The following is a 17,685-nucleotide window of genomic DNA, read 5'->3' on the forward strand; positions in this document are numbered from 1 at the left end:
GTCATAGCATCCGATTGCGCAGGGCTGCCGTCACGCTGAAGCGCTGGTCGGCTACCCCTGCGGCGACGTTGGCGTTACCGACGGGGTCGGTCACGGTGAAGCTGATGCGCACGCTGCGAATGCGCGCTGCCTGGGCAACCGTCACGGCGTTGACATAGCTGGTAACAGCCACGTCGCTGTCGGCATCGGTACTCGAGAGGCCAAACGAAAGCGCGAATGCCGATACGTTGCTCACCAGCACCTGCTGCGCATTGCCGGTACCGGTATAGATGGCCATGTTCGCCGACTTGTAGGTGTAGACCGTCTGGCGGATCGGGAATGATGACTGATCGGCAGCCACCGCACCTTGAGGTGGCGTGCCGGTGTACACGGTGGCGCCGGAGCGGCAGTCGGACACCACCGTCCACGCGGGCGCCCCGCTGCCATTGCCGCCAACGTCGGCGGTATTGAGGGTCAGCACAGTCCCGGCCGCATTGGTGGTTGAGGTGATCCAGGCATTGTTGTTGAGCAGGGTCGAAAAACTCTGGTTGGTGCTCAGGTCGCTGGCGCTGTTCGGCACTACCACGATGCACCCGTACATGCCGACCATGCGGATCTCCTGGCTCAGGCGGCTGAGCAGGTAACGCGCGTCTTCCTGCATGGCTGCGGAGCTGTTCTGCGCGCTGTAGGTGGCGCGCGCGGAGATGAAGATATTGGTGACGCCCAGGGTGATGACCAGGCCCAGAGCCAGGGACACCATCAGTTCGATCAGGCTGAGGCCACGCTGGTACTGGTTCATGGGGTTACCACCGTGTCCATTGCCACGCGGCTGACCAGCTTGAAGGTCTGCAGGTTGGCCTCACCGGTAGCAGCGTTGGAGGTGTTCACAGCACTCGCAGCGCGGGAGTCATCCCATTGCACGGTGATGGTGTACTGGTAGCCATTCTTTTCGATCTTGGCATCGGCAGTGGATCCCAACTGGTTATTGAGGGCACTGGAAAAATCGAACAGGTCCTGGGTCAAGGGGTGGCACTGCCGGCAGTGGGTGCAGCCGCTCGGTTGGCCAAGGTGTAGTTGGCCCCGGGGTTGGCGCGGATGCGGTCCATCATGTCGTAGGCGATGTAACTGGCCTTGGTGCGCAAGGTGGAGCTGTCGGTGAATTTCAAGGCGTTGAGCTGGATGGCAGCAGCGCCCAGCAAGCCGATGGCCATGATCAGCAGCGCCACCATCACCTCGATCAGGGTCGAGCCCCGCTGGTTGCGCATCATTGGCAGGCGTTCCCGTTGTTGAGGATCATGCGGCCGGTGGGGCACACCACGATGTTGCGGGTGATGGTGCCGTTGGTGTAGGTGAACACCAGAGCGCTCGCTGGCGAGACCATCGAGCCCAGATTGTTGAACTCCAGAAATAGTGGCGTGCCCGAACCGGCCAGTGCCGAGCCCGAGGCCAAAGCCGGAACAATACGAAGAGGGTTATTCTGATCGTTGGTTAACACCACCTTTAAGTCTCCCGCCCAGTTAGCGGTGCCATCGACTGGTCTCACCTGGACATTCAACCCACGATTGATCGCCTCGAGCCGCGCATAGTTGAGCGCCCGATAGAAATCGTTGGTTTCGGTGTCGGCCCGCCCTCGCGCCATCATCGTGATGAATGACGGCACGGCAATGGTGACCACTATCGCCAGCACCGCGATCGTGACCATCAATTCCACCAGCGTAAAACCCTTTAAACGTTGATGCATTGCCACTTCTCCTCGACGCGCCGACTATAACCGCGCCCCGGCACCGGACCACCGGGGCACAGGATATACGGTTATTTTTGAAGGACCAGCGCACGGAAGCACTGGTTTTGGAAAATTCTTTTCAAGGAGGAGAACGCCATGGAGGGCGCCTGCCAGAGAGGCTGGACATTGGTTGAGCTGTTATCGGCAACTATCGTGATAACGATAATGGCGGCGCTTGGCCTGCATCACCTGCCGCCTCTGGTCGAGCAGCAGAGGCGAGCCGTGCTGGCGGAGGAGTTGGCGCAATCGCTCAGAAGCGCAAGGCTCGAGGCGGTCATGCGCAACCAGCGCGTCGCACTGGTCCCGCTGGAGGGAGGCTGGAGCAACGGCTGGCAAGTGGTAGTGCCCAGGGCATCTGAGCACCTGGTGCTCCGGGAAGCCCTCGGTATTGCCAGCACACGCGTGATCCCTACTCGCAACGTTCAGGAACAGGTCGCGTTCGACTACCTCGGCCGCCCCGCTCTGGAAAACAACGGTGCCCTGGCTGGCTCGTTTCACTTCTGCGATAACCGCAACCCCGAGCGCCACCGCCGCGTGATCATCGCCCGCACCGGCCGCATACGCATCAGCACCGAGCCACCGGCAACGGCGCTGTGCGACAGGCCGATCAGCTGACCTGCCTGACCCGCAGTTCCTTGGGCATGGAAAAGGTGATGTTCTCCGGGCGCCCGGCCAGCTCGTCGGCGCCAATGGCGCCCGACGCATGCAGCTGGTCGATCACGCCACGCACCAGCACTTCAGGGGCCGAGGCACCGGCAGTGATACCGATACGCTCAACGCCCTCGAACCACTCGCGCTTGAGGTCTTCGGCACCGTCGATCAGGTACGCAGGGGTGCTCATGCGCTCGGCCAACTCACGCAGGCGGTTGGAGTTGGAGCTGTTCGGGCTGCCCACCACCAGCACTACGTCGCACTCATCGGCCAGTTGCTTGACCGCGTCCTGGCGGTTCTGGGTCGCGTAGCAGATGTCGTCCTTGCGCGGGCCACCAATGTGAGGGAAGCGCGCACGCAGAGCGTCGATCACCCGGCTGGTGTCGTCCATCGACAGCGTGGTCTGGGTCACGAAGGCCAGGTTCTCGGGGTTGTGCACCTGGAGGCTGGCAACGTCATGCTCGTCCTCGACCAGGTAGATGGCACCGCCATTGGCGGTATCGTACTGGCCCATGGTGCCCTCGACCTCCGGGTGGCCTTCGTGGCCGATCAGGATGGTTTCGCGGCCGTCACGGCTGTAGCGAGCCACTTCTATGTGCACCTTGGTGACCAGCGGGCAGGTCGCATCGAAAACCTTCAAGCCGCGGCCGGCGGCCTCCTGGCGCACGGCCTGGGAAACGCCATGGGCGCTGAAGATGACGATCACGTCGTCCGGCACCTGGTCGAGCTCCTCGACGAAGATCGCCCCGCGCGAGCGCAGGTCTTCGACGACGAACTTGTTGTGCACCACTTCATGGCGCACGTAGATGGGCGGGCCGAACACCTCCAGAGCACGGTTGACGATCTCGATGGCGCGATCGACACCGGCACAGAAGCCGCGTGGGTTGGCGAGTTTGATCTGCATAAAGGCTCCCGGCGCAAGGCCAGCGGCCAGGGCTCAGAGCGCCCTGACCTCGATGATGTCGACTTCGAAAGTCAGTGTCTTGCCGGCCAGCGGATGGTTGAAATCCACAGTCACCTGGGCGGCGTCGAAGGCTTTGACAATGCCGGGCAGCTCGGTGTTGGCGGCATCGTTGAAGATCACCAGCAAGCCATCGGACAACTCCATGCCCTCGAACTGCGAACGCGGCATTACCTGCACGTTCTGCGGGTTGGGCTGGCCGAAGGCGTTCTCCGGCAGGATGGTGAGCGAGCGCTTGTCGCCGGCCTTGAAGCCGAACAACGCAGCCTCGAAGCCCGGCAGGAGATTGCCGTCGCCCACCTTGAATACGGCGGGCGCCTTGTCGAAGGTGCTGTCGACGGTGTTGCCGTCTTCCAGGTGCAGGGCGAAATGCAGGGTCACTTCGGTGCCTTGGCCGATGCGTACGTCAGTCATGGGCCTTTTCTCCGGCGGGCTTCTTGGATTTGAGCATGTCCAGCGCAAGCATGATCGCCCCCACGGTGATGGCGCTGTCGGCCACGTTGAAGGCCGGGAAGCGCCAGGTGTCTTTCCAGTGCACCAGGATGAAGTCGATCACGTGGCCCAGCACCATGCGGTCGTACAGGTTGCCCAGCGCACCGCCCAGCACCAGCGCCAGCGCAATGGCGAGCCAGGTGTCGCCCTTGCCCAGGCGCTTGAGCCAGACCACCAGAATCACGCTGACCACCACGGCGATCAGCGCGAACAGCCAGCGTTGCCAGCCGGAATGGTCCGCCAGGAAGCTGAATGCAGCGCCGGTGTTGTAGGCCAGGGTCCAGCTGAACAGGTCAGGAATCACCACGATCTGCTCGTACAGGCCCAGGTGGCCTTCGAACCAGGCCTTGCTGACCTGGTCGATCACCACCACCAGAACGCTCAACCACAACCAGGCCAGGCGCCCGAAACGTGCCGTCAGATCAGGCATAGTGGCGCACCTCGCCGGAGCCTGCGATGTTGTCGGCGCAGCGGCCGCAGATTTCCGGATGCTCAGGGTTCACGCCCACGTCGTCGCGGAAATGCCAGCAACGGCCGCACTTGGTACCGCCGCTCTTGACCACCTTGAGCTTCAGGCCCGGCACGTCGGTTGCCACCGCCTCGGCCGGGGCCTGGGCGAACGGCGCCAGGCTTGCGCGGGAGGTGATCAGCACAAAGCGCAGCTCATCACCCAGCTTGGCAAGGTCGCCGCTCAAGGCCTCATCGGTGAACAGGGTCACTTCGGCTTGCAGGTTGCCACCGATCGCCTTGGCGGAGCGCTGGTTCTCGAGCTCCTTGTTCACCGCACCCTTGACCGCCATCACGCGGTCCCAGTACGCACGGCCCATCTCTGTACCCTCGGGCAGCTCGGCCAGGCCTTCGTACCAGGTGTTGAACATCACCGACTCGTTACGCTCGCCGGGCAGGTACTGCCAGACTTCCTCGGCAGTGAAAGCCAGGATCGGTGCGATCCAGCGCACCAGCGCCTCGGCGATGTGATAGAGCGCGGTCTGGCAGGAGCGCCGTGCCACGCTGTTTTCGGCGGTGGTGTACTGGCGGTCCTTGATGATGTCCAGGTAGAAGCCACCCAGCTCCTGCACGCAGAAGTTGTGCACCTTGGAGTAAACGTTCCAGAAGCGGTAATCGCGGTAGCTCTCTTCCAGCTCGCGCTGCAGCAGCAACGCGCGGTCCACCGCCCAGCGGTCAAGGGCGATCATCTGCTCGGCCGGCAGCAGGTGCTGGGCCGGGTCGAAGCCCTTGAGGTTGGAAAGCAGGAAGCGCGCGGTGTTGCGGATACGCCGGTAGGCATCGGCGCTGCGCTGCAGGATCTGCTCGGAGACTGCCATCTCGCCGGAGTAGTCGGTAGAGGCGATCCACAGGCGCAGGATGTCGGCGCCGAGCGTGTCGTTGACCTTCTGCGGTGCGATCACGTTGCCCAGCGACTTGGACATCTTGCGGCCGTTCTCGTCCACGGTGAAGCCGTGGGTCAGCAGCTCGCGGTACGGCGCGTGGCCGTCGATGGCGCAACCGGTGAGCAAGGACGAGTGGAACCAGCCACGGTGTTGGTCGGAGCCTTCCAGGTACAGGTCGGCGCGCGGCCCTTCGCTGTGGCCCAGCGGGTGAGAACCACGCAGCACGTGCCAGTGAGTAGTGCCGGAGTCGAACCACACGTCCAGTGTGTCGCTGATTTTCTCGTAGTCGGCGGCCTCGGCGCCCAGCAGCTCGGCAGCGTCGAGCTTGAACCAGGCTTCGATGCCTTCCTGCTCGACACGCAGGGCCACTTCTTCCATCAGTTCGACGGTGCGCGGGTGCAGTTCACCGGTCTGCTTGTGCAGGAAGAACGGGATCGGCACGCCCCAGTTGCGCTGGCGCGAAATACACCAGTCAGGCCGGCCGGCGATCATGTCACGCAGGCGCGCCTTGCCCCAGTCGGGGACGAACTCGGTTTGCTCGATGGCGGCCAGCGAGCGCTCACGCAGCGTGGCGCCCTCGACCGGCTCGCGATCCATGCCCACGAACCACTGCGCAGTGGCGCGGTAGATCAGCGGGCTCTTGTGGCGCCAGCAGTGCATGTAGCTGTGCTTGATGTTCTCGGTGTGCATCAGCGCATCGGCTTCGCGCAGTTTTTCAACGATCGCAGCGCCCGCCTTCCAGATGAACTGGCCGCCGAAGAACTCCAGGCTGTCGACGTAGACGCCGTTGCTTTGCACAGGCGTGAGGATGTCGTCGTTGCTCATGCCGTAGCGCTTGCAGGTGACGAAGTCGTCCTCACCGTAGGCCGGGGCCGAGTGAACCACGCCCGTGCCCGCGCCGAGCTCGACGTAGTCGGCCAGGTACACCGGCGACAGGCGGTCATAGAACGGATGGCGGAAATTCAGGTGTTCGAGCTTGGCGCCAACGGTGGTGGCCAGCACCTGGCCTTCGCGGCCGTAACGCTTCAGGCAGCCCTCGACCAACTCCTCGGCCAGCACCAGCAGGCGGTCGCCAACGTCCACCAGCGCGTAGGTGAACTCGGGGTTCACGTTCAACGCCTGGTTGGCGGGGATGGTCCACGGGGTGGTGGTCCAGATCACGATGCTGGCGGGCTTGGCAAGGCTTGGCAGGCCGAAGGCACTGGCAAGGGCAGCAGCGTCGGCCGCCGGGAACGCCACATCGATGGTGACCGAATCCTTGTCGGCATATTCGACCTCGGCTTCTGCCAGCGCCGAGCCACACTCGAAGCACCAGTTCACGGGTTTGAGCCCCTTGAACACGAACCCTGCGCGGACCATTTCGCCGAGCGCGCGAATCTCACCGGCTTCGTTGGCGAAGTTCATGGTCTTGTAGGGGTTGCTCCAGTCGCCCAGCACGCCCAGGCGGATGAAGCCGGCCTTCTGTTCCTCGATCTGCTCGCTGGCATAGGCGCGGCACAGCTCGCGGGTTTTGTCGGCGGGCAGGCCCTTGCCGTGAGTGACCTCGACCTTGTGCTCGATCGGCAGGCCGTGGCAGTCCCAGCCGGGCACGTAAGGCGCATCGAAGCCCGAGAGGGTCTTGGAGCGCACGATCATGTCCTTGAGGATCTTGTTGACCGCATGGCCAAGGTGGATGCTGCCGTTGGCGTAGGGCGGGCCGTCGTGCAGAACGAAGGTGGGCCGGCCTTTGCCAATTTCGCGCAGCTTCTGGTACAGCCCAATGCTGTCCCAGCGCGCCAGGGTCTGCGGCTCGCGCTGAGGCAGGCCGGCTTTCATCGGGAAGTCGGTGTCCGGAAGATTAAGCGTGGCTTTGTAGTCGGTCATTTCAGGCTCTTCGTTAAGGCGGGTTGCCCCTGCCAATGGGCTTGCCAGTAGGCTTGTGCGGCGGCGACATCGGCGCCGATCGCGGCCTTGAGCGCCTCCAGCGAGGCGAAACGCTGCTCGTCGCGCAGCTTGTGGTGGAACACCACCGTGATACGGCGGCCGTAGAGATCGCCGGTGTAGTCGAGCAGGTGAATCTCCAGGTGCGGGCGGCCATCGCCGGCAACGGTAGGGCGCACGCCGATGTTGGCGACACCCGGGCGGGCCTGGCCGTCGATTTCGGCGCTCACCAGGTAAACCCCGGTGAACGCCACGCGGCGGCGCTTGAGCTGCACATTGGCGGTAGGCCAGCCGAGCTGACGGGCGAGCTTTTGCCCGTGCAGCACCCGGCCCGTGATGCTGAAGGGCCGCCCCAGCAGGCGTTCGGCAAGGGCGAAATCACCCTGCGCCAGCGCCGCTCTGACCTGCGTGGAGCTCACGCGCGTGCCGGCCGATTCTACGGTGTGCGCGGCTTCCACGGTGAAGCCCAGGCGTGCGCCGGCATCAGTCAGGAACGCGAAATCACCCAGGCGATCGCAACCGAAGCGGAAATCGTCACCCACTTCCAGATGCTTGACCCCCAAACCCTGCACCAGCACGGTGTCAACGAACGCCTCGGCGCTGAGCTGGCGAAAACGCTGGTTGAACGCCAGGCACACCACCTGATCGACGCCCTCGGCGCGCAGTAGCTCGACCTTGTCGCGCAGGCGTGCCAGCCGCGGCGGCGCCTCACCCGGAGTGAAATACTCACGCGGCTGCGGCTCGAACAGCACCACGCAAGTGGGCAGGCCCAACTCCGCGCCGCGCTCGCGCAAGCGCGCCAGGATCGCCTGGTGGCCGCAGTGAACGCCGTCGAAATTGCCAATGGTGGCGACGCAACCCCGGTGCCGGGGGCGCAGGTTGTGGAGGCCTCGAACCAGCTGCATAACGCGCTTCTTGCTCATAAAGTGGGCGATTATAACCACAGCAGGGCACAAGCGACAGGCAAGAGACGCCCTGCCCGGCGCTTGCCGGATGAAACCGTCAGTGCAGGCCGCGCCGAGCGAAATGCCGCAGCCGGAAGCCCAGCAATACCAGCATGCCAAAATACACCGCCACCCCGGCGCCGATCAGCAGGCCGAGGCGCGCGAAACGCTCGTACATCAGCCCATCGCTCCAGGCCGGCATCACCTGCATCAGCCCCCACAGCACGGCAGCCATGGCCAGCACCGCCAACCCCAGCCGGGCCAGGAACCAGAGCCAGCCCGCCTGGGGCTGGAACAGCGCCTGGCGGCGCAACTGCCAGTACAGCAGCGACGCGTTGAGCGTTGCGCCGCCGCTGATCGCAAGGGCCAGGCCCGCATGTTTGAGCGGCCCTATGAAGACCAGGTTGAGCAATTGGGTGACCACCAGCGTGAAGATGGCGATTTTCACCGGGGTGCGGATGTTCTGCTGGGCATAAAAGCCCGGCGCCAGCACCTTGATCAGGATGATGCCCAGCAGGCCTACCGAATAGGCGATCAACGCCTGCTGGGTCATGGCGGCGTCAGTGGCGTCGAACTTGCCGTACTGGAACAGCGAGACGGTGAGCGGCTCGGCCAGCAATGCCAGCGCCACCGAGCACGGCAGCACCAGCAGAAAGCAGAGCCGCAGCCCCCAGTCGAGAATGCGCGAATACTCGTGGCGGTCCTTGTTGGCGTAGGTCTTGGCCAGCGTCGGCAGCAGGATCGTGCCCAGCGCCACACCCAGCACGCCGGAGGGCAGCTCCATCAGGCGGTCGGCGTAGTACATCCAGGACACCGAACCTGCCACCAGGAACGAGGCGAAGATGGTGTTGATGATCAGCGACACCTGGCTCACCGAAACCCCGAGGATCGCCGGGAGCATCTTGCTCATCACGCGGCGGGCGCCGCTGTGGCGCCAGTCGATGCGGGGCAGCACGAGCATGCCGATCTTCTTGAGGTGCGGCAACTGATAGAGAATCTGCAGCAACCCGCCCGCCAGTACGCCCCAGGCCAGCACCATCACTGGCGGGTGGAAATACGGCGTGAGGAACAAAGCGAAGACGATCTGGCTGACGTTGAGCAAGGTAGGCGTGAACGCCGGGACCGAAAAGCGGTTCCAGGTATTGAGCACGGCGCCGGCGAGCGAAGAGAGCGAGATCAGCAATATGTAGGGGAAGGTGACCCGCAGCAGGGCGCTGGTAAGCTCGAACTTTTCGGGTGTGTCGGCAAACCCCGGCGCGGTGACCCAGATCACCCAGGGCGCGGCAATGACGCCCAGCACCGTGACCACTGCCAGGGCGAGCGTGAGAAGGCCCGCCACATAGGCCACGAACGTGCGCGCGGCCTCCTCGCCCTGCTGGTTCTTGTACTCGGCCAGGATCGGCACGAAGGCCTGCGAGAATGCGCCCTCGGCAAAGATGCGGCGCAGCAGGTTGGGCAGCTTGAAGGCGATGAAGAAAGCATCGGTGGCCATGCCGGCACCGAAGATTCGCGCGATCAGGGTGTCGCGGACAAACCCGAGCACCCGCGAGATCATGGTGATGGAGCTGACCGCAGCAAGGGACTTGAGCAGATTCATTGATAGCCGGCGCGCGTTGACGAAAGGCGCAGAGTGTACCCGCCCCTGCTGCGAAAAAAACGATGATCGTGCGTGAACGACCATTCAGCGGAACTGCCGCATCACCCTTGACATCCCGGCTGCGCATCGGCATGATTCGCGGCCTTATTTGTCTGCTTAACCCCAAGTCTTTCCAAGGAGCTCGACGGTGGCCAACTCACCTTCTGCCAAAAAACGCGCAAAACAGGCTGAGAAGCGTCGCAGCCACAACGCCAGCCTGCGGTCCATGGTCCGTACCTACATCAAGAATGTAGTCAAAGCCATTGCTACCAAAGACGCCGACAAAGCCCAGACCGCTTACACCCTGGCCGTGCCTGTAATCGACCGCATGGCCGACAAGGGCATCATCCACAAGAACAAGGCTGCTCGCCACAAGAGCCGCCTGAACGCACACGTCAAGGCACTGAAAGCTGCCTGATCCGCGTTCTGTTCGAAAAAACCGGCCTCGAGCCGGTTTTTTAATGCCTGCGATTAAGGGCGCCTGCAGAGGGCGCCGGCACAGGGCGCCTCTCAGGGCGCCGGCGGATTACTCCACGGCAGAATAGGAATGGCCGTGACTGCGTTCTGCGGGCTGCCCTCGATCATGCGGTCGCTGTACACCAGGTAGACGAGCGTGTTGCGCTTCTGGTCGAAGAAGCGAACCACCTGCATGGTCTTGAACACTAGCGAGGTGCGTTCCTTGAATACAACCTCACCATCCTGCAGCGGCTTGGCGAAGCGAACAGGCCCCACCTGCCGGCATGCAATGGACGCCTCGGCACGATCCTCCGCAAGGCCCAGGCCACCCTTGACGCCACCGGTCTTGGCGCGCGAAAGGTAGCAGGTCACGCCCTCCACTTTCGGATCGTCGAAGGCCTCGACCACGATCTTGTCGTTCGGCCCGACAAACTTGAACACCGTAGACACTTCGCCCACCTGTTCCGCACGCACCAGCCCCGGCAGCAGCACCAGCGCCGCCAGGCACACCCTCATCGCGCGGCCCATTACACCAGCACCAGGTTGTCGCGGTGCACCAATTCAGGCTCAGCCATATAACCCAACGCTCCTTCGATAGCGTCCGAGGGCAGGCCGATGATCTTCTGCGCCTCGACTGCACTGTAATTACTCAGGCCGCGCGCCACTTCTCGCCCATCCGGCGCCAGGCACACGACCATCTCGCCACGGCGGAACGCACCCTCCACCGCCTTCACCCCTACCGGCAGCAAACTTTTATTGGCCTCGCGCAGCGCTTGCACGGCACCGTTGTCGAGGGTCAACGCACCGCGGGTCTGCAGATGCCCGGCCAGCCATTGCTTGCGCGCCGCGACCATGCCGCGCTCGGGCGTCAGCAGGGTACCCAGCTGCTCACCGGCCTTGAGGCGATCGAGCACGCGCTCGATGCGGCCGCCGACGATCAGCGTGTGCGCACCCGAGCGGGCCGCAAGCCGCGCAGCGCGCAGCTTGGTCTGCATGCCGCCACGGCCCAGCGCGCCACCCGTGCCACCAGCCACAGCGTCGAGCGCAGGGTCGTCGGCACGGGCCTCATGGATGAGCTGAGCATCGGGGTTGTTGCGCGGGTCGGCGTCGAACATGCCATCGCGGTCGGTGAGGATCACCAGCAGGTCAGCTTCGACCAGGTTGGCCACCAGCGCAGCCAGCGTGTCGTTGTCGCCAAAGCGAATTTCGTCGGTCACCACGGTGTCGTTTTCGTTGATCACCGGGATCACACCCAACCCCACCAGCGCGCGCAACGTGCTGCGCGCATTCAGGTAACGCTTGCGATCGGAGAGGTCGTCGTGGGTAAGGAGGATTTGCGCGGTGTGGCGGCCGTGCTTGCCGAAGCTCGATTCCCACGCCTGTACCAGGCCCATCTGGCCGATGGCCGCTGCGGCCTGCAGCTCATGCATTGCGCTGGGGCGGCTTGCCCAGCCCAGGCGGCTCATGCCCGCTGCCACTGCACCAGAAGACACCAGCACCAGCTCGATGCCAGCCTCATGCAGCGCGATCATCTGCTCCACCCACACAGCCATGGCTTCGCGATCAAGCCCTTTGCCATCGCCCGTCAACAGCGCGCTGCCGATCTTCACGACCCAACGCTGCGCCCCTGTCACCTTGCTCCGCATCATCTTCAACCCGATCAAATCCAATAGGGAAACAAAACGCCGCACATACGAAAACGCCGCTTGCCCGGCAGTGCAGGCAAGCGGCGTTAAGTGTACTGCAATGCGTCAATCGCGGACGTAAATGATTTCCGGGCCGTCCTCGTCGTCCTCTTCGTCCCAGTCATCGTCATCATCGCCGATGTCATGGACGCTCTTCACACCGCTGCGGCGCAGTGCGCGCGCATCGTCCAGCGCCTGAAGCTGGGCACGAGCCTCATCTTCGATCTGCTGGTCGAGTTCGGCGATCTGCTCGGCGAACACCGGGTCGTTGGCCAGGCGGTCGGCGCGCTGCTCGAGGTAATCGAGGATGTCGTAGCTGAGCTGGCGAGTGCCCTCTTTGGTGAGCGCAGAGACCACGTACACCGGGCCCTCCCACTGCAAACGCTCGACCACGGCCTTGACCTGCTCCTCGTGCTCTTCTTCGAGCAACTGGTCGCACTTGTTCAGCACCAGCCAGCGATCACGATCTGCCAGCGCAGGGCTGAACTTGACCAGTTCGTTGACGATGACTTCAGCGGCATCGGCCGGGCTACTGCCGTCGAGTGGCGCCATGTCAACGAGGTGCAGGAGCAGGCGAGTACGCGCCAGGTGCTTGAGGAAGCGGATACCGAGGCCCGCACCATGCGAAGCGCCTTCGATCAAACCGGGGATATCGGCGATCACGAAGCTCTTCCAGCGATCGACGCTGACCACACCCAGGTTGGGCACCAGGGTAGTGAACGGGTAGTCCGCCACCTTGGGCTTGGCTGCCGACACCGAGCGGATGAAAGTACTCTTGCCAGCATTGGGCAAGCCCAGCAGGCCCACATCGGCCAGCACTTTGAGCTCAAGCTTCAGGTCGCGCTGGTCGCCCGGCTTGCCGGGAGTGGTCTGGCGCGGCGCACGGTTGGTGCTGGACTTGAAGCGGGTATTGCCCAGGCCGTGCCAGCCGCCCTGCGCTACCATGATGCGCTGCCCGGCCTTGACCAGGTCGCCGATCACTTCCTGGGTGCCTGCATCGATGATGGTAGTGCCCACCGGCACACGCAGCTCCAGGTCTTCACCCTTGGCACCGGTGCAGTCGGTACTGCCGCCGTTCTGGCCACGCTGGGCGTCGAAGTGGCGGGTATAGCGATAGTCCACCAGGGTGTTGAGGTTTTCGTCGGCCACCAGGTACACCGAGCCGCCGTCACCACCGTCGCCGCCGTTGGGGCCGCCATTCTCGATGAACTTCTCGCGCCGGAAGCTCATGCAACCATTACCACCATCACCCGCCTTAACGCGGATGGATACTTCATCTACAAACTTCATGATTCACGCCTCTCGCCTCATGGCGAGCGTTGAACGGAAAATTTAAGGCTCTTGCAAAAATGAGCGTAGCGCCACATGCCCCAATCGCCCATGCCGACCTTTGCAAGAGGCTCAGCACAAACAAAAAAGCCCTGTCGCAGGACAGGGCTTTTCCAGCGAACGCGCGATCAGGCCGCGACGACGCTCACATAGCGACGATTGAATTCGCCTTTGACTTCGAACTTGACCACGCCTTCGACTTTAGCGAAGAGGGTGTGGTCTTTGCCGATGCCAACACCGTAGCCGGCGTGGAACTGAGTGCCACGCTGACGAACGATGATGTTGCCAGCCTTGATTGCCTGGCCGCCGTAGATTTTAACGCCAAGGCGTTTACTTTCCGAGTCGCGGCCGTTACGGGTACTACCACCAGCTTTTTTGTGTGCCATGAGTTCAATACTCCTGTTGGGGCTTCAGGCGAAGATCAGGCCTGAATACCGGTGATTTTGATCTCGGTGAACCACTGGCGGTGGCCCATACGCTTCATGTGGTGCTTGCGGCGGCGGAATTTGATGATGCGGATCTTGTCGTGACGGCCTTGCGAAACGACTTCAGCTACCACCTTGGCACCGGCGACGACAGGCGCGCCGATGTTCACGTCGTCGCCATTGGCAACCAGCAGAACGCGATCGAAGGTAACGGATTCGCCAGTGGCGACTTCCAGTTTCTCGACCTTAAGGTATTCACCTTCGGCGACTTTGTATTGCTTGCCACCGGTAACGATTACAGCGTACATGGATATTTCTCCGATAATCCTGCTCACCCAGCGCTTTATAGAAGGTATGGTGGCTGGCATGGCTGCAGCGGGCTGGAAACCTTGGCTGCAATTGCGTAAGGCAGGTGATGCCCAGGAAGTTCAGGGTGCGCGATTGTACGCAACGTTCAAGCACCGCGCAAGGGCGCGGCCGGTGAAGCGACAGAACGCAGGCCGCCCGCCCTGGGACGCGGCCCGCGCCACACGGGGCTTTGCCTTGACAGCCCCCCACGCGGCACCTAGCATGCCGCGCAACCTTATTGGAGCCTGAGTCGCTGATGCAACCCCAAGCTTTCTACCGCGTGGTGGCGGACGATTTTATCGCCGTCGATGAAATCATCAAGCAGCAGCTCACTTCGCGCGTACCGCTGGTCTCGAAAATCGGCGATTACATCACCTCGGCTGGCGGCAAACGCTTGCGCCCTCTGCTGGTGCTGCTGTCCGGCAAGGCACTGGGCTATGCCGAGGGCGACCTGCGCCTGCTGGCGGCAACCATCGAGTTCCTGCACACCGCTACCCTGCTGCATGACGATGTTGTCGACATGTCGGGCATGCGCCGCGGCCGCTCCACTGCCAATGCCATGTGGGGCAATGCCCCAAGCGTACTGGTGGGCGATTTCCTTTATTCACGTTCATTCGAAATGATGGTGCAGCTCGGCTCGATGCCGGTGATGCAGATCCTCTCGCACGCCACCCGGGTGATCGCCGAAGGCGAGGTCCTGCAGCTCACCAAGGTGCGCGACGCCAGCACCACCGAAGAAACCTACATGGAAGTGATCCGCGGCAAGACTGCGATGCTGTTCGAGGCATCCACTCACAGCGCCGCCGCCCTGGCCAAGGCACCCGAAGCCCAGCGCCAGGCGCTGCAGCAGTTCGGCGACCACCTGGGCGTAGCTTTCCAACTGGTCGATGACCTGCTCGACTACAAGGGCAACGCCGAAGAACTGGGTAAGAATGTCGGTGACGACCTGGCCGAAGGCAAACCGACCCTGCCTCTGATCCATACCCTGCGCGCAGGTACACCGGAACAGGCTGCACTGGTGCGCCAGGCCATCCAGAAGGGTGGCATCGACGAGCTGGAGCGCATCCGCGAAGCCGTGGAGGCATCCGGAGCACTGGCCTACACCGCACGCCTGGCGCAAGAGTATGCAGCCAAGGCCATCGCTTGCCTGGAATTGCTGCCAGCCAGCGAATACCGAGATGCACTGGTGGAACTCACCGAGTTCGCCGTCGCCCGCACCCACTGATCACGTGCTGCACCACACGCGCCACGGCCCGGACAGACCCGGCCGTGGCGCTGTCATTTCTCCTTCGAGGCCCATGCCATGAGCACCTTGCCACCCTGCCCCCAGTGCAACAGCGAATACACCTATGAAGACGGCACCCAGCTGGTGTGCCCGGAATGCGCCCACGAGTGGCAGGCCGGCGCCTCTCCAGCCGAGGACGACAGTGCTCAGGTGCGTGATTCGGTAGGCAACGTGCTGCAGGACGGCGATACCATCACCGTGATCAAGGACCTGAAGGTCAAGGGCACGTCGTTGGTGGTGAAGGTCGGTACCAAGGTGAAGAACATCCGCCTGTGCGACGGCGATCATGATATCGACTGCAAGATCGATGGCATCGGTGCAATGAAGCTGAAGTCGGAGTTTGTCCGCAAGGCTTGATCGAAGTCACTTGCATTCCTGAAAATAAGAATTATTCTCATTGAAAGCTGACTTTCAAGGAGAATGCCATGACCTACCTCATCGATGCCTGGCTCGACCGGCCGCAACCTTACCTGCGCATTCTTCACCGGGAAACCGGCGAGGTATGTGCGGTGCTGGAAGCTGAAGCGCTGGAGGAGCTGCGTGATCAGGGCGACCTGGATTTCACCGGGCTCAACTCAAGCGAACCGGTAGTGCTCAAGGAGCTGGTGCGCAACCTTTTCCTGTTCTGCTACGCCCGGGCCTTGCGCCCGGGTGTGGCATTGCACTGAGTGCTGAAAGAAGCGTCGCGCGGCAAGCCGCCCTCCCACCGGGTGATCTGAACCCGTGAGGTGGGAGAAGCAGGCTTACAGAACTTCCAGCAACTCGACGTCGAACACCAGCGCGCTGTGCGGCGGGATGCTGCCCACGCCTTGCGCGCCGTAGGCCAGCTCGCTCGGCACGTACAGGCGCCATTTGCTGCCGGCGTTCATCAATTGCAGGGCTTCGGTCCAGCCGGCGATCACGCCGCCCACCGGGAACTCGGCCGGCTCGCCACGCTGGTAGGAGCTGTCGAACACCGAGCCGTCGATCAGGGTGCCATGGTAGTGGGTACGCACGGTGCTTTCGCGGGTGGGCTGCGCGCCGCTGCCGCTGTTGATCACTTCGTACTGCAGGCCCGAGGCCAGAGTAGTCACGCCTTCGCGCTTGCCATTGTCGGCCAGGAACGCGCGGCCCGTTTCGGCGGCAGCAGCAGCCTTGGCTTCGGCTTCGACCTGCATGATTTCGCGGATCTTGCGATAGCTTTCGTTCAACGCCTGAGCATCGACGCGGCTTGCCTCGCCGTTGAAGGCATCGGACAGGCCGGCGATGATTGCTTCCAGGCTTGCACCGGGTGGCGGGTTGTCACGGATCTGGTCGCCCAGCTGGCGGCCGATCCCGTAGCTTACGCGGGCTTCGTCGGTGGACAGATTGACTTCGGACATGCAACAGCTCCGTCATGGGGCCGCGACAGGCGGCCCGGCAAAAAGGGTTGGGCAGCCTACCACATCAATGCTTGGTGAGCTTATCCAGCAGGCCCATGGCACAGGCCGACACCACGAAGGTCACGTGGATGATCACGTACCACATCAAGCGTTCGGAAGGGATGTTGCCGGCGTCCATGAACATGCGCAGCAAGTGGATCGACGAGATCGCCACGATCGAGGCTGCGACTTTCATCTTCAACGAGCTGGAGTCCATCTTGCCGAGCCAGCTGAGCTTCTCGGAGCCCTCGTCGATATCCAGTTGCGAGACGAAGTTCTCGTAGCCGGAAATCATCACCATCACCAGCAACCCACCCACCAGCGCCATGTCGATCAGCGACAGCAACACGAGGATGAGGTCGGCTTCGGCCAGGTCGAATACGTGCGGCAGCACGTGCAGCACTTCCTGAAAGAACTTCAGCCCCAGTGCGAGCAAGCCCAGCGAGAGGCCCAGGTAGATGGGGGCCAGCAGCCAGCGAGAGGCATACATGGTTTTTTCGAGCAAGCGTTCCATAGTGCGGTTGAACCAGCGGCCATATAAAAGGCCGCCAGTATACCGGGAGCGCCGGGGCAAAGCAGGATGCGGCCGATGGTCACTCCGGCCGGTGAAGCGACTCGCCAAGGTGCCTGCCGCGCTCGGCGTTGATCTTGCGCAGCTCACCGTGCAGATGCAGGTTCCAGATCTGAGGGTCCTCGTCAACCTGATAGCCGTGCAGCGTCAGGCTGTCGACGATCGCCCCAAGCACCGATTCGGCAACCTTCGGCCCTCTGAACGGGCCTTGGGCCTTGACTGCCGAAGGCTGCTCGCCGGCCATCCCGGCGGCGAACAGCAGCGTCCAGATCCCTTGCTCACCGGCCACTGGCCGGATCATGCATTCGATACGGGTTTGCAGCCCCAGGCATTTGCGGGACAGGCTCAAAGCGTGTTCCATGCGCTTGCTCCCTCGCGGCGTTGGCCAATGGTCTATTGAGCTTAGAAGAGCGCGCCGGTTCCACCCAG

21 protein-coding genes and 1 pseudogene are annotated in these 17,685 nt (G+C 63.0%); 5 read left to right on the forward strand and 17 right to left on the reverse strand.

Annotated elements, in window-relative coordinates; all coding sequences use genetic code 11:
* Nucleotide 1 precedes the first annotated feature (1 nt).
* The 3 genes and pseudogenes from LN139_RS17680 to LN139_RS17690 form a co-directional block, all read right to left on the reverse strand.
* Entirely contained in the window at nucleotides 2-778 is a 777-nt protein-coding gene (locus LN139_RS17680) for a prepilin-type N-terminal cleavage/methylation domain-containing protein (RefSeq protein WP_236355407.1), read from the reverse strand.
* Nucleotides 775-1,247: pseudogene (gene pilV / locus LN139_RS17685) on the reverse strand (type IV pilus modification protein PilV). The gene LN139_RS17680 and the pseudogene pilV overlap by 4 nt, the downstream one beginning before the upstream one ends.
* Nucleotides 1,244-1,720: a GspH/FimT family pseudopilin gene (locus tag LN139_RS17690; RefSeq protein WP_236355408.1), complete on the reverse strand. Its 477-nt coding sequence runs from the start codon at nucleotides 1,718-1,720 to the stop codon at nucleotides 1,244-1,246. Before LN139_RS17690 ends, pilV begins: the two are co-directional and overlap by 4 nt.
* Nucleotides 1,721-1,927: 207 nt before the next feature.
* Between LN139_RS17690 and LN139_RS17695 the strand changes: the two genes are divergently transcribed.
* Nucleotides 1,928-2,377 (forward strand): GspH/FimT family protein, encoded by a 450-nt coding sequence (locus tag LN139_RS17695; protein ID WP_236355409.1) that lies wholly within the window; start codon nucleotides 1,928-1,930, stop codon nucleotides 2,375-2,377.
* On the opposite strand, the gene ispH is transcribed toward LN139_RS17695, so the two are convergent.
* The 6 genes from ispH to murJ form a co-directional block, all read right to left on the reverse strand.
* Nucleotides 2,370-3,317 carry a 4-hydroxy-3-methylbut-2-enyl diphosphate reductase gene (gene ispH, locus LN139_RS17700; protein ID WP_236355410.1) on the reverse strand — a complete coding sequence of 316 codons (948 nt, stop codon included), beginning with the start codon at nucleotides 3,315-3,317 and terminating at the stop codon, nucleotides 2,370-2,372. The two genes, LN139_RS17695 and ispH, sit on opposite strands and share 8 nt — an antisense overlap.
* 33 nt (nucleotides 3,318-3,350) lie before the next feature.
* Nucleotides 3,351-3,788, reverse strand: a complete 438-nt coding sequence (locus LN139_RS17705) for an FKBP-type peptidyl-prolyl cis-trans isomerase (RefSeq protein WP_236355411.1) — start codon at nucleotides 3,786-3,788, stop codon at nucleotides 3,351-3,353.
* The gene (gene lspA, locus LN139_RS17710) at nucleotides 3,781-4,296 is read right to left on the reverse strand and encodes a signal peptidase II (protein WP_236355412.1); all 516 of its coding nucleotides are present in this window, start codon (nucleotides 4,294-4,296) and stop codon (nucleotides 3,781-3,783) included. Before lspA ends, LN139_RS17705 begins: the two co-directional genes overlap by 8 nt.
* A complete protein-coding gene (gene ileS, locus LN139_RS17715; RefSeq protein ID WP_236355413.1) occupies nucleotides 4,289-7,120 on the reverse strand; it encodes an isoleucine--tRNA ligase in 2,832 nt (943 codons plus the stop codon). Before ileS ends, lspA begins: the two co-directional genes overlap by 8 nt.
* Nucleotides 7,117-8,082 carry a bifunctional riboflavin kinase/FAD synthetase gene (gene ribF / locus LN139_RS17720; protein ID WP_236355414.1) on the reverse strand — a complete coding sequence of 322 codons (966 nt, stop codon included), beginning with the start codon at nucleotides 8,080-8,082 and terminating at the stop codon, nucleotides 7,117-7,119. Before ribF ends, ileS begins: the two co-directional genes overlap by 4 nt.
* A 97-nt stretch (nucleotides 8,083-8,179) precedes the next feature.
* Nucleotides 8,180-9,718 (reverse strand): murein biosynthesis integral membrane protein MurJ, encoded by a 1,539-nt coding sequence (gene murJ, locus LN139_RS17725; RefSeq protein ID WP_236355415.1) that lies wholly within the window; start codon nucleotides 9,716-9,718, stop codon nucleotides 8,180-8,182.
* A gap of 187 nt (nucleotides 9,719-9,905) precedes the next feature.
* On the opposite strand from murJ, the gene rpsT reads away from it, so the two are divergent.
* Nucleotides 9,906-10,175, forward strand: a complete 270-nt coding sequence (gene rpsT / locus LN139_RS17730) for a 30S ribosomal protein S20 (RefSeq protein ID WP_097087348.1) — start codon at nucleotides 9,906-9,908, stop codon at nucleotides 10,173-10,175.
* A gap of 92 nt (nucleotides 10,176-10,267) precedes the next feature.
* On the opposite strand, the gene LN139_RS17735 is transcribed toward rpsT, so the two are convergent.
* From LN139_RS17735 to rplU, 5 genes are all read right to left on the reverse strand, one after another.
* Nucleotides 10,268-10,729 (reverse strand): CreA family protein, encoded by a 462-nt coding sequence (locus tag LN139_RS17735; RefSeq protein WP_236360489.1) that lies wholly within the window; start codon nucleotides 10,727-10,729, stop codon nucleotides 10,268-10,270.
* Nucleotides 10,730-10,740: 11 nt separating this feature from the next.
* The gene (gene proB, locus LN139_RS17740; protein ID WP_236360492.1) at nucleotides 10,741-11,859 is read right to left on the reverse strand and encodes a glutamate 5-kinase; all 1,119 of its coding nucleotides are present in this window, start codon (nucleotides 11,857-11,859) and stop codon (nucleotides 10,741-10,743) included.
* Between the two features lie 105 nt (nucleotides 11,860-11,964).
* Nucleotides 11,965-13,188: an Obg family GTPase CgtA gene (gene cgtA, locus LN139_RS17745; protein WP_236355416.1), complete on the reverse strand. Its 1,224-nt coding sequence runs from the start codon at nucleotides 13,186-13,188 to the stop codon at nucleotides 11,965-11,967.
* A gap of 167 nt (nucleotides 13,189-13,355) precedes the next feature.
* Nucleotides 13,356-13,613: a 50S ribosomal protein L27 gene (rpmA, locus tag LN139_RS17750; protein WP_097087344.1), complete on the reverse strand. Its 258-nt coding sequence runs from the start codon at nucleotides 13,611-13,613 to the stop codon at nucleotides 13,356-13,358.
* A gap of 35 nt (nucleotides 13,614-13,648) precedes the next feature.
* On the reverse strand, nucleotides 13,649-13,960 hold the full coding sequence (rplU, locus tag LN139_RS17755) for a 50S ribosomal protein L21 (RefSeq protein ID WP_236355417.1): 312 nt from the start codon (nucleotides 13,958-13,960) through the stop codon (nucleotides 13,649-13,651).
* Nucleotides 13,961-14,256: 296 nt separating this feature from the next.
* Between rplU and LN139_RS17760 the strand changes: the two genes are divergently transcribed.
* From LN139_RS17760 to LN139_RS17770, 3 genes are all read left to right on the forward strand, one after another.
* Nucleotides 14,257-15,225, forward strand: coding sequence for a polyprenyl synthetase family protein (locus tag LN139_RS17760; RefSeq protein ID WP_236355418.1), 969 nt, complete (start codon nucleotides 14,257-14,259; stop codon nucleotides 15,223-15,225).
* Nucleotides 15,226-15,303: 78 nt separating this feature from the next.
* A complete protein-coding gene (locus tag LN139_RS17765; protein ID WP_236355419.1) occupies nucleotides 15,304-15,642 on the forward strand; it encodes a zinc ribbon domain-containing protein YjdM in 339 nt (112 codons plus the stop codon).
* A 68-nt stretch (nucleotides 15,643-15,710) separates the two neighbouring features.
* On the forward strand, nucleotides 15,711-15,953 hold the full coding sequence (locus tag LN139_RS17770) for a PA4570 family protein (RefSeq protein ID WP_236355420.1): 243 nt from the start codon (nucleotides 15,711-15,713) through the stop codon (nucleotides 15,951-15,953).
* A 75-nt stretch (nucleotides 15,954-16,028) separates the two neighbouring features.
* Here the strand turns inward: LN139_RS17770 and LN139_RS17775 are convergent, their stop codons facing one another.
* The 3 genes from LN139_RS17775 to LN139_RS17785 all read right to left on the reverse strand — a co-directional run bounded on the left by LN139_RS17775 (nucleotide 16,029) and on the right by LN139_RS17785 (nucleotide 17,617).
* Nucleotides 16,029-16,646, reverse strand: a complete 618-nt coding sequence (locus tag LN139_RS17775; RefSeq protein WP_236355421.1) for an FKBP-type peptidyl-prolyl cis-trans isomerase — start codon at nucleotides 16,644-16,646, stop codon at nucleotides 16,029-16,031.
* A 64-nt stretch (nucleotides 16,647-16,710) separates the two neighbouring features.
* Entirely contained in the window at nucleotides 16,711-17,199 is a 489-nt protein-coding gene (locus LN139_RS17780; protein ID WP_236355422.1) for a TIGR00645 family protein, read from the reverse strand.
* Nucleotides 17,200-17,278: 79 nt separating this feature from the next.
* Nucleotides 17,279-17,617, reverse strand: a complete 339-nt coding sequence (locus tag LN139_RS17785; protein ID WP_236355423.1) for a PA4575 family protein — start codon at nucleotides 17,615-17,617, stop codon at nucleotides 17,279-17,281.
* Nucleotides 17,618-17,685: the final 68 nt, after the last annotated feature.

Origin of the sequence: Pseudomonas sp. KNUC1026, from assembly GCF_021650705.1 — a bacterium.
Taxonomy (GTDB): domain Bacteria; phylum Pseudomonadota; class Gammaproteobacteria; order Pseudomonadales; family Pseudomonadaceae; genus Aquipseudomonas.

Excerpts from the sequence above, each read along its gene's own strand:
- LN139_RS17775 (WP_236355421.1), bottom strand. The coding sequence starts at position 16,646 with ATGTCCGAAGTCAATCTGTCCACCGACGAAGCCCGCGTAAGCTACGGG.
- LN139_RS17780 (WP_236355422.1), bottom strand. The coding sequence starts at position 17,199 with ATGGAACGCTTGCTCGAAAAAACCATGTATGCCTCTCGCTGGCTGCTG.
- murJ (WP_236355415.1), bottom strand. The coding sequence starts at position 9,718 with ATGAATCTGCTCAAGTCCCTTGCTGCGGTCAGCTCCATCACCATGATC.
- proB (WP_236360492.1), bottom strand. The coding sequence starts at position 11,859 with ATGCGGAGCAAGGTGACAGGGGCGCAGCGTTGGGTCGTGAAGATCGGC.
- ispH (WP_236355410.1), bottom strand. The coding sequence starts at position 3,317 with ATGCAGATCAAACTCGCCAACCCACGCGGCTTCTGTGCCGGTGTCGAT.
- LN139_RS17760 (WP_236355418.1), top strand. The coding sequence starts at position 14,257 with ATGCAACCCCAAGCTTTCTACCGCGTGGTGGCGGACGATTTTATCGCC.
- rplU (WP_236355417.1), bottom strand. The coding sequence starts at position 13,960 with ATGTACGCTGTAATCGTTACCGGTGGCAAGCAATACAAAGTCGCCGAA.
- ileS (WP_236355413.1), bottom strand. The coding sequence starts at position 7,120 with ATGACCGACTACAAAGCCACGCTTAATCTTCCGGACACCGACTTCCCG.
- ribF (WP_236355414.1), bottom strand. The coding sequence starts at position 8,082 with ATGCAGCTGGTTCGAGGCCTCCACAACCTGCGCCCCCGGCACCGGGGT.
- rpmA (WP_097087344.1), bottom strand. The coding sequence starts at position 13,613 with ATGGCACACAAAAAAGCTGGTGGTAGTACCCGTAACGGCCGCGACTCG.
- LN139_RS17770 (WP_236355420.1), top strand. The coding sequence starts at position 15,711 with ATGACCTACCTCATCGATGCCTGGCTCGACCGGCCGCAACCTTACCTG.
- cgtA (WP_236355416.1), bottom strand. The coding sequence starts at position 13,188 with ATGAAGTTTGTAGATGAAGTATCCATCCGCGTTAAGGCGGGTGATGGT.
- LN139_RS17680 (WP_236355407.1), bottom strand. The coding sequence starts at position 778 with ATGAACCAGTACCAGCGTGGCCTCAGCCTGATCGAACTGATGGTGTCC.
- LN139_RS17705 (WP_236355411.1), bottom strand. The coding sequence starts at position 3,788 with ATGACTGACGTACGCATCGGCCAAGGCACCGAAGTGACCCTGCATTTC.
- LN139_RS17695 (WP_236355409.1), top strand. The coding sequence starts at position 1,928 with ATGGCGGCGCTTGGCCTGCATCACCTGCCGCCTCTGGTCGAGCAGCAG.
- LN139_RS17785 (WP_236355423.1), bottom strand. The coding sequence starts at position 17,617 with ATGGAACACGCTTTGAGCCTGTCCCGCAAATGCCTGGGGCTGCAAACC.
- LN139_RS17765 (WP_236355419.1), top strand. The coding sequence starts at position 15,304 with ATGAGCACCTTGCCACCCTGCCCCCAGTGCAACAGCGAATACACCTAT.
- lspA (WP_236355412.1), bottom strand. The coding sequence starts at position 4,296 with ATGCCTGATCTGACGGCACGTTTCGGGCGCCTGGCCTGGTTGTGGTTG.
- LN139_RS17735 (WP_236360489.1), bottom strand. The coding sequence starts at position 10,729 with ATGAGGGTGTGCCTGGCGGCGCTGGTGCTGCTGCCGGGGCTGGTGCGT.
- LN139_RS17690 (WP_236355408.1), bottom strand. The coding sequence starts at position 1,720 with ATGCATCAACGTTTAAAGGGTTTTACGCTGGTGGAATTGATGGTCACG.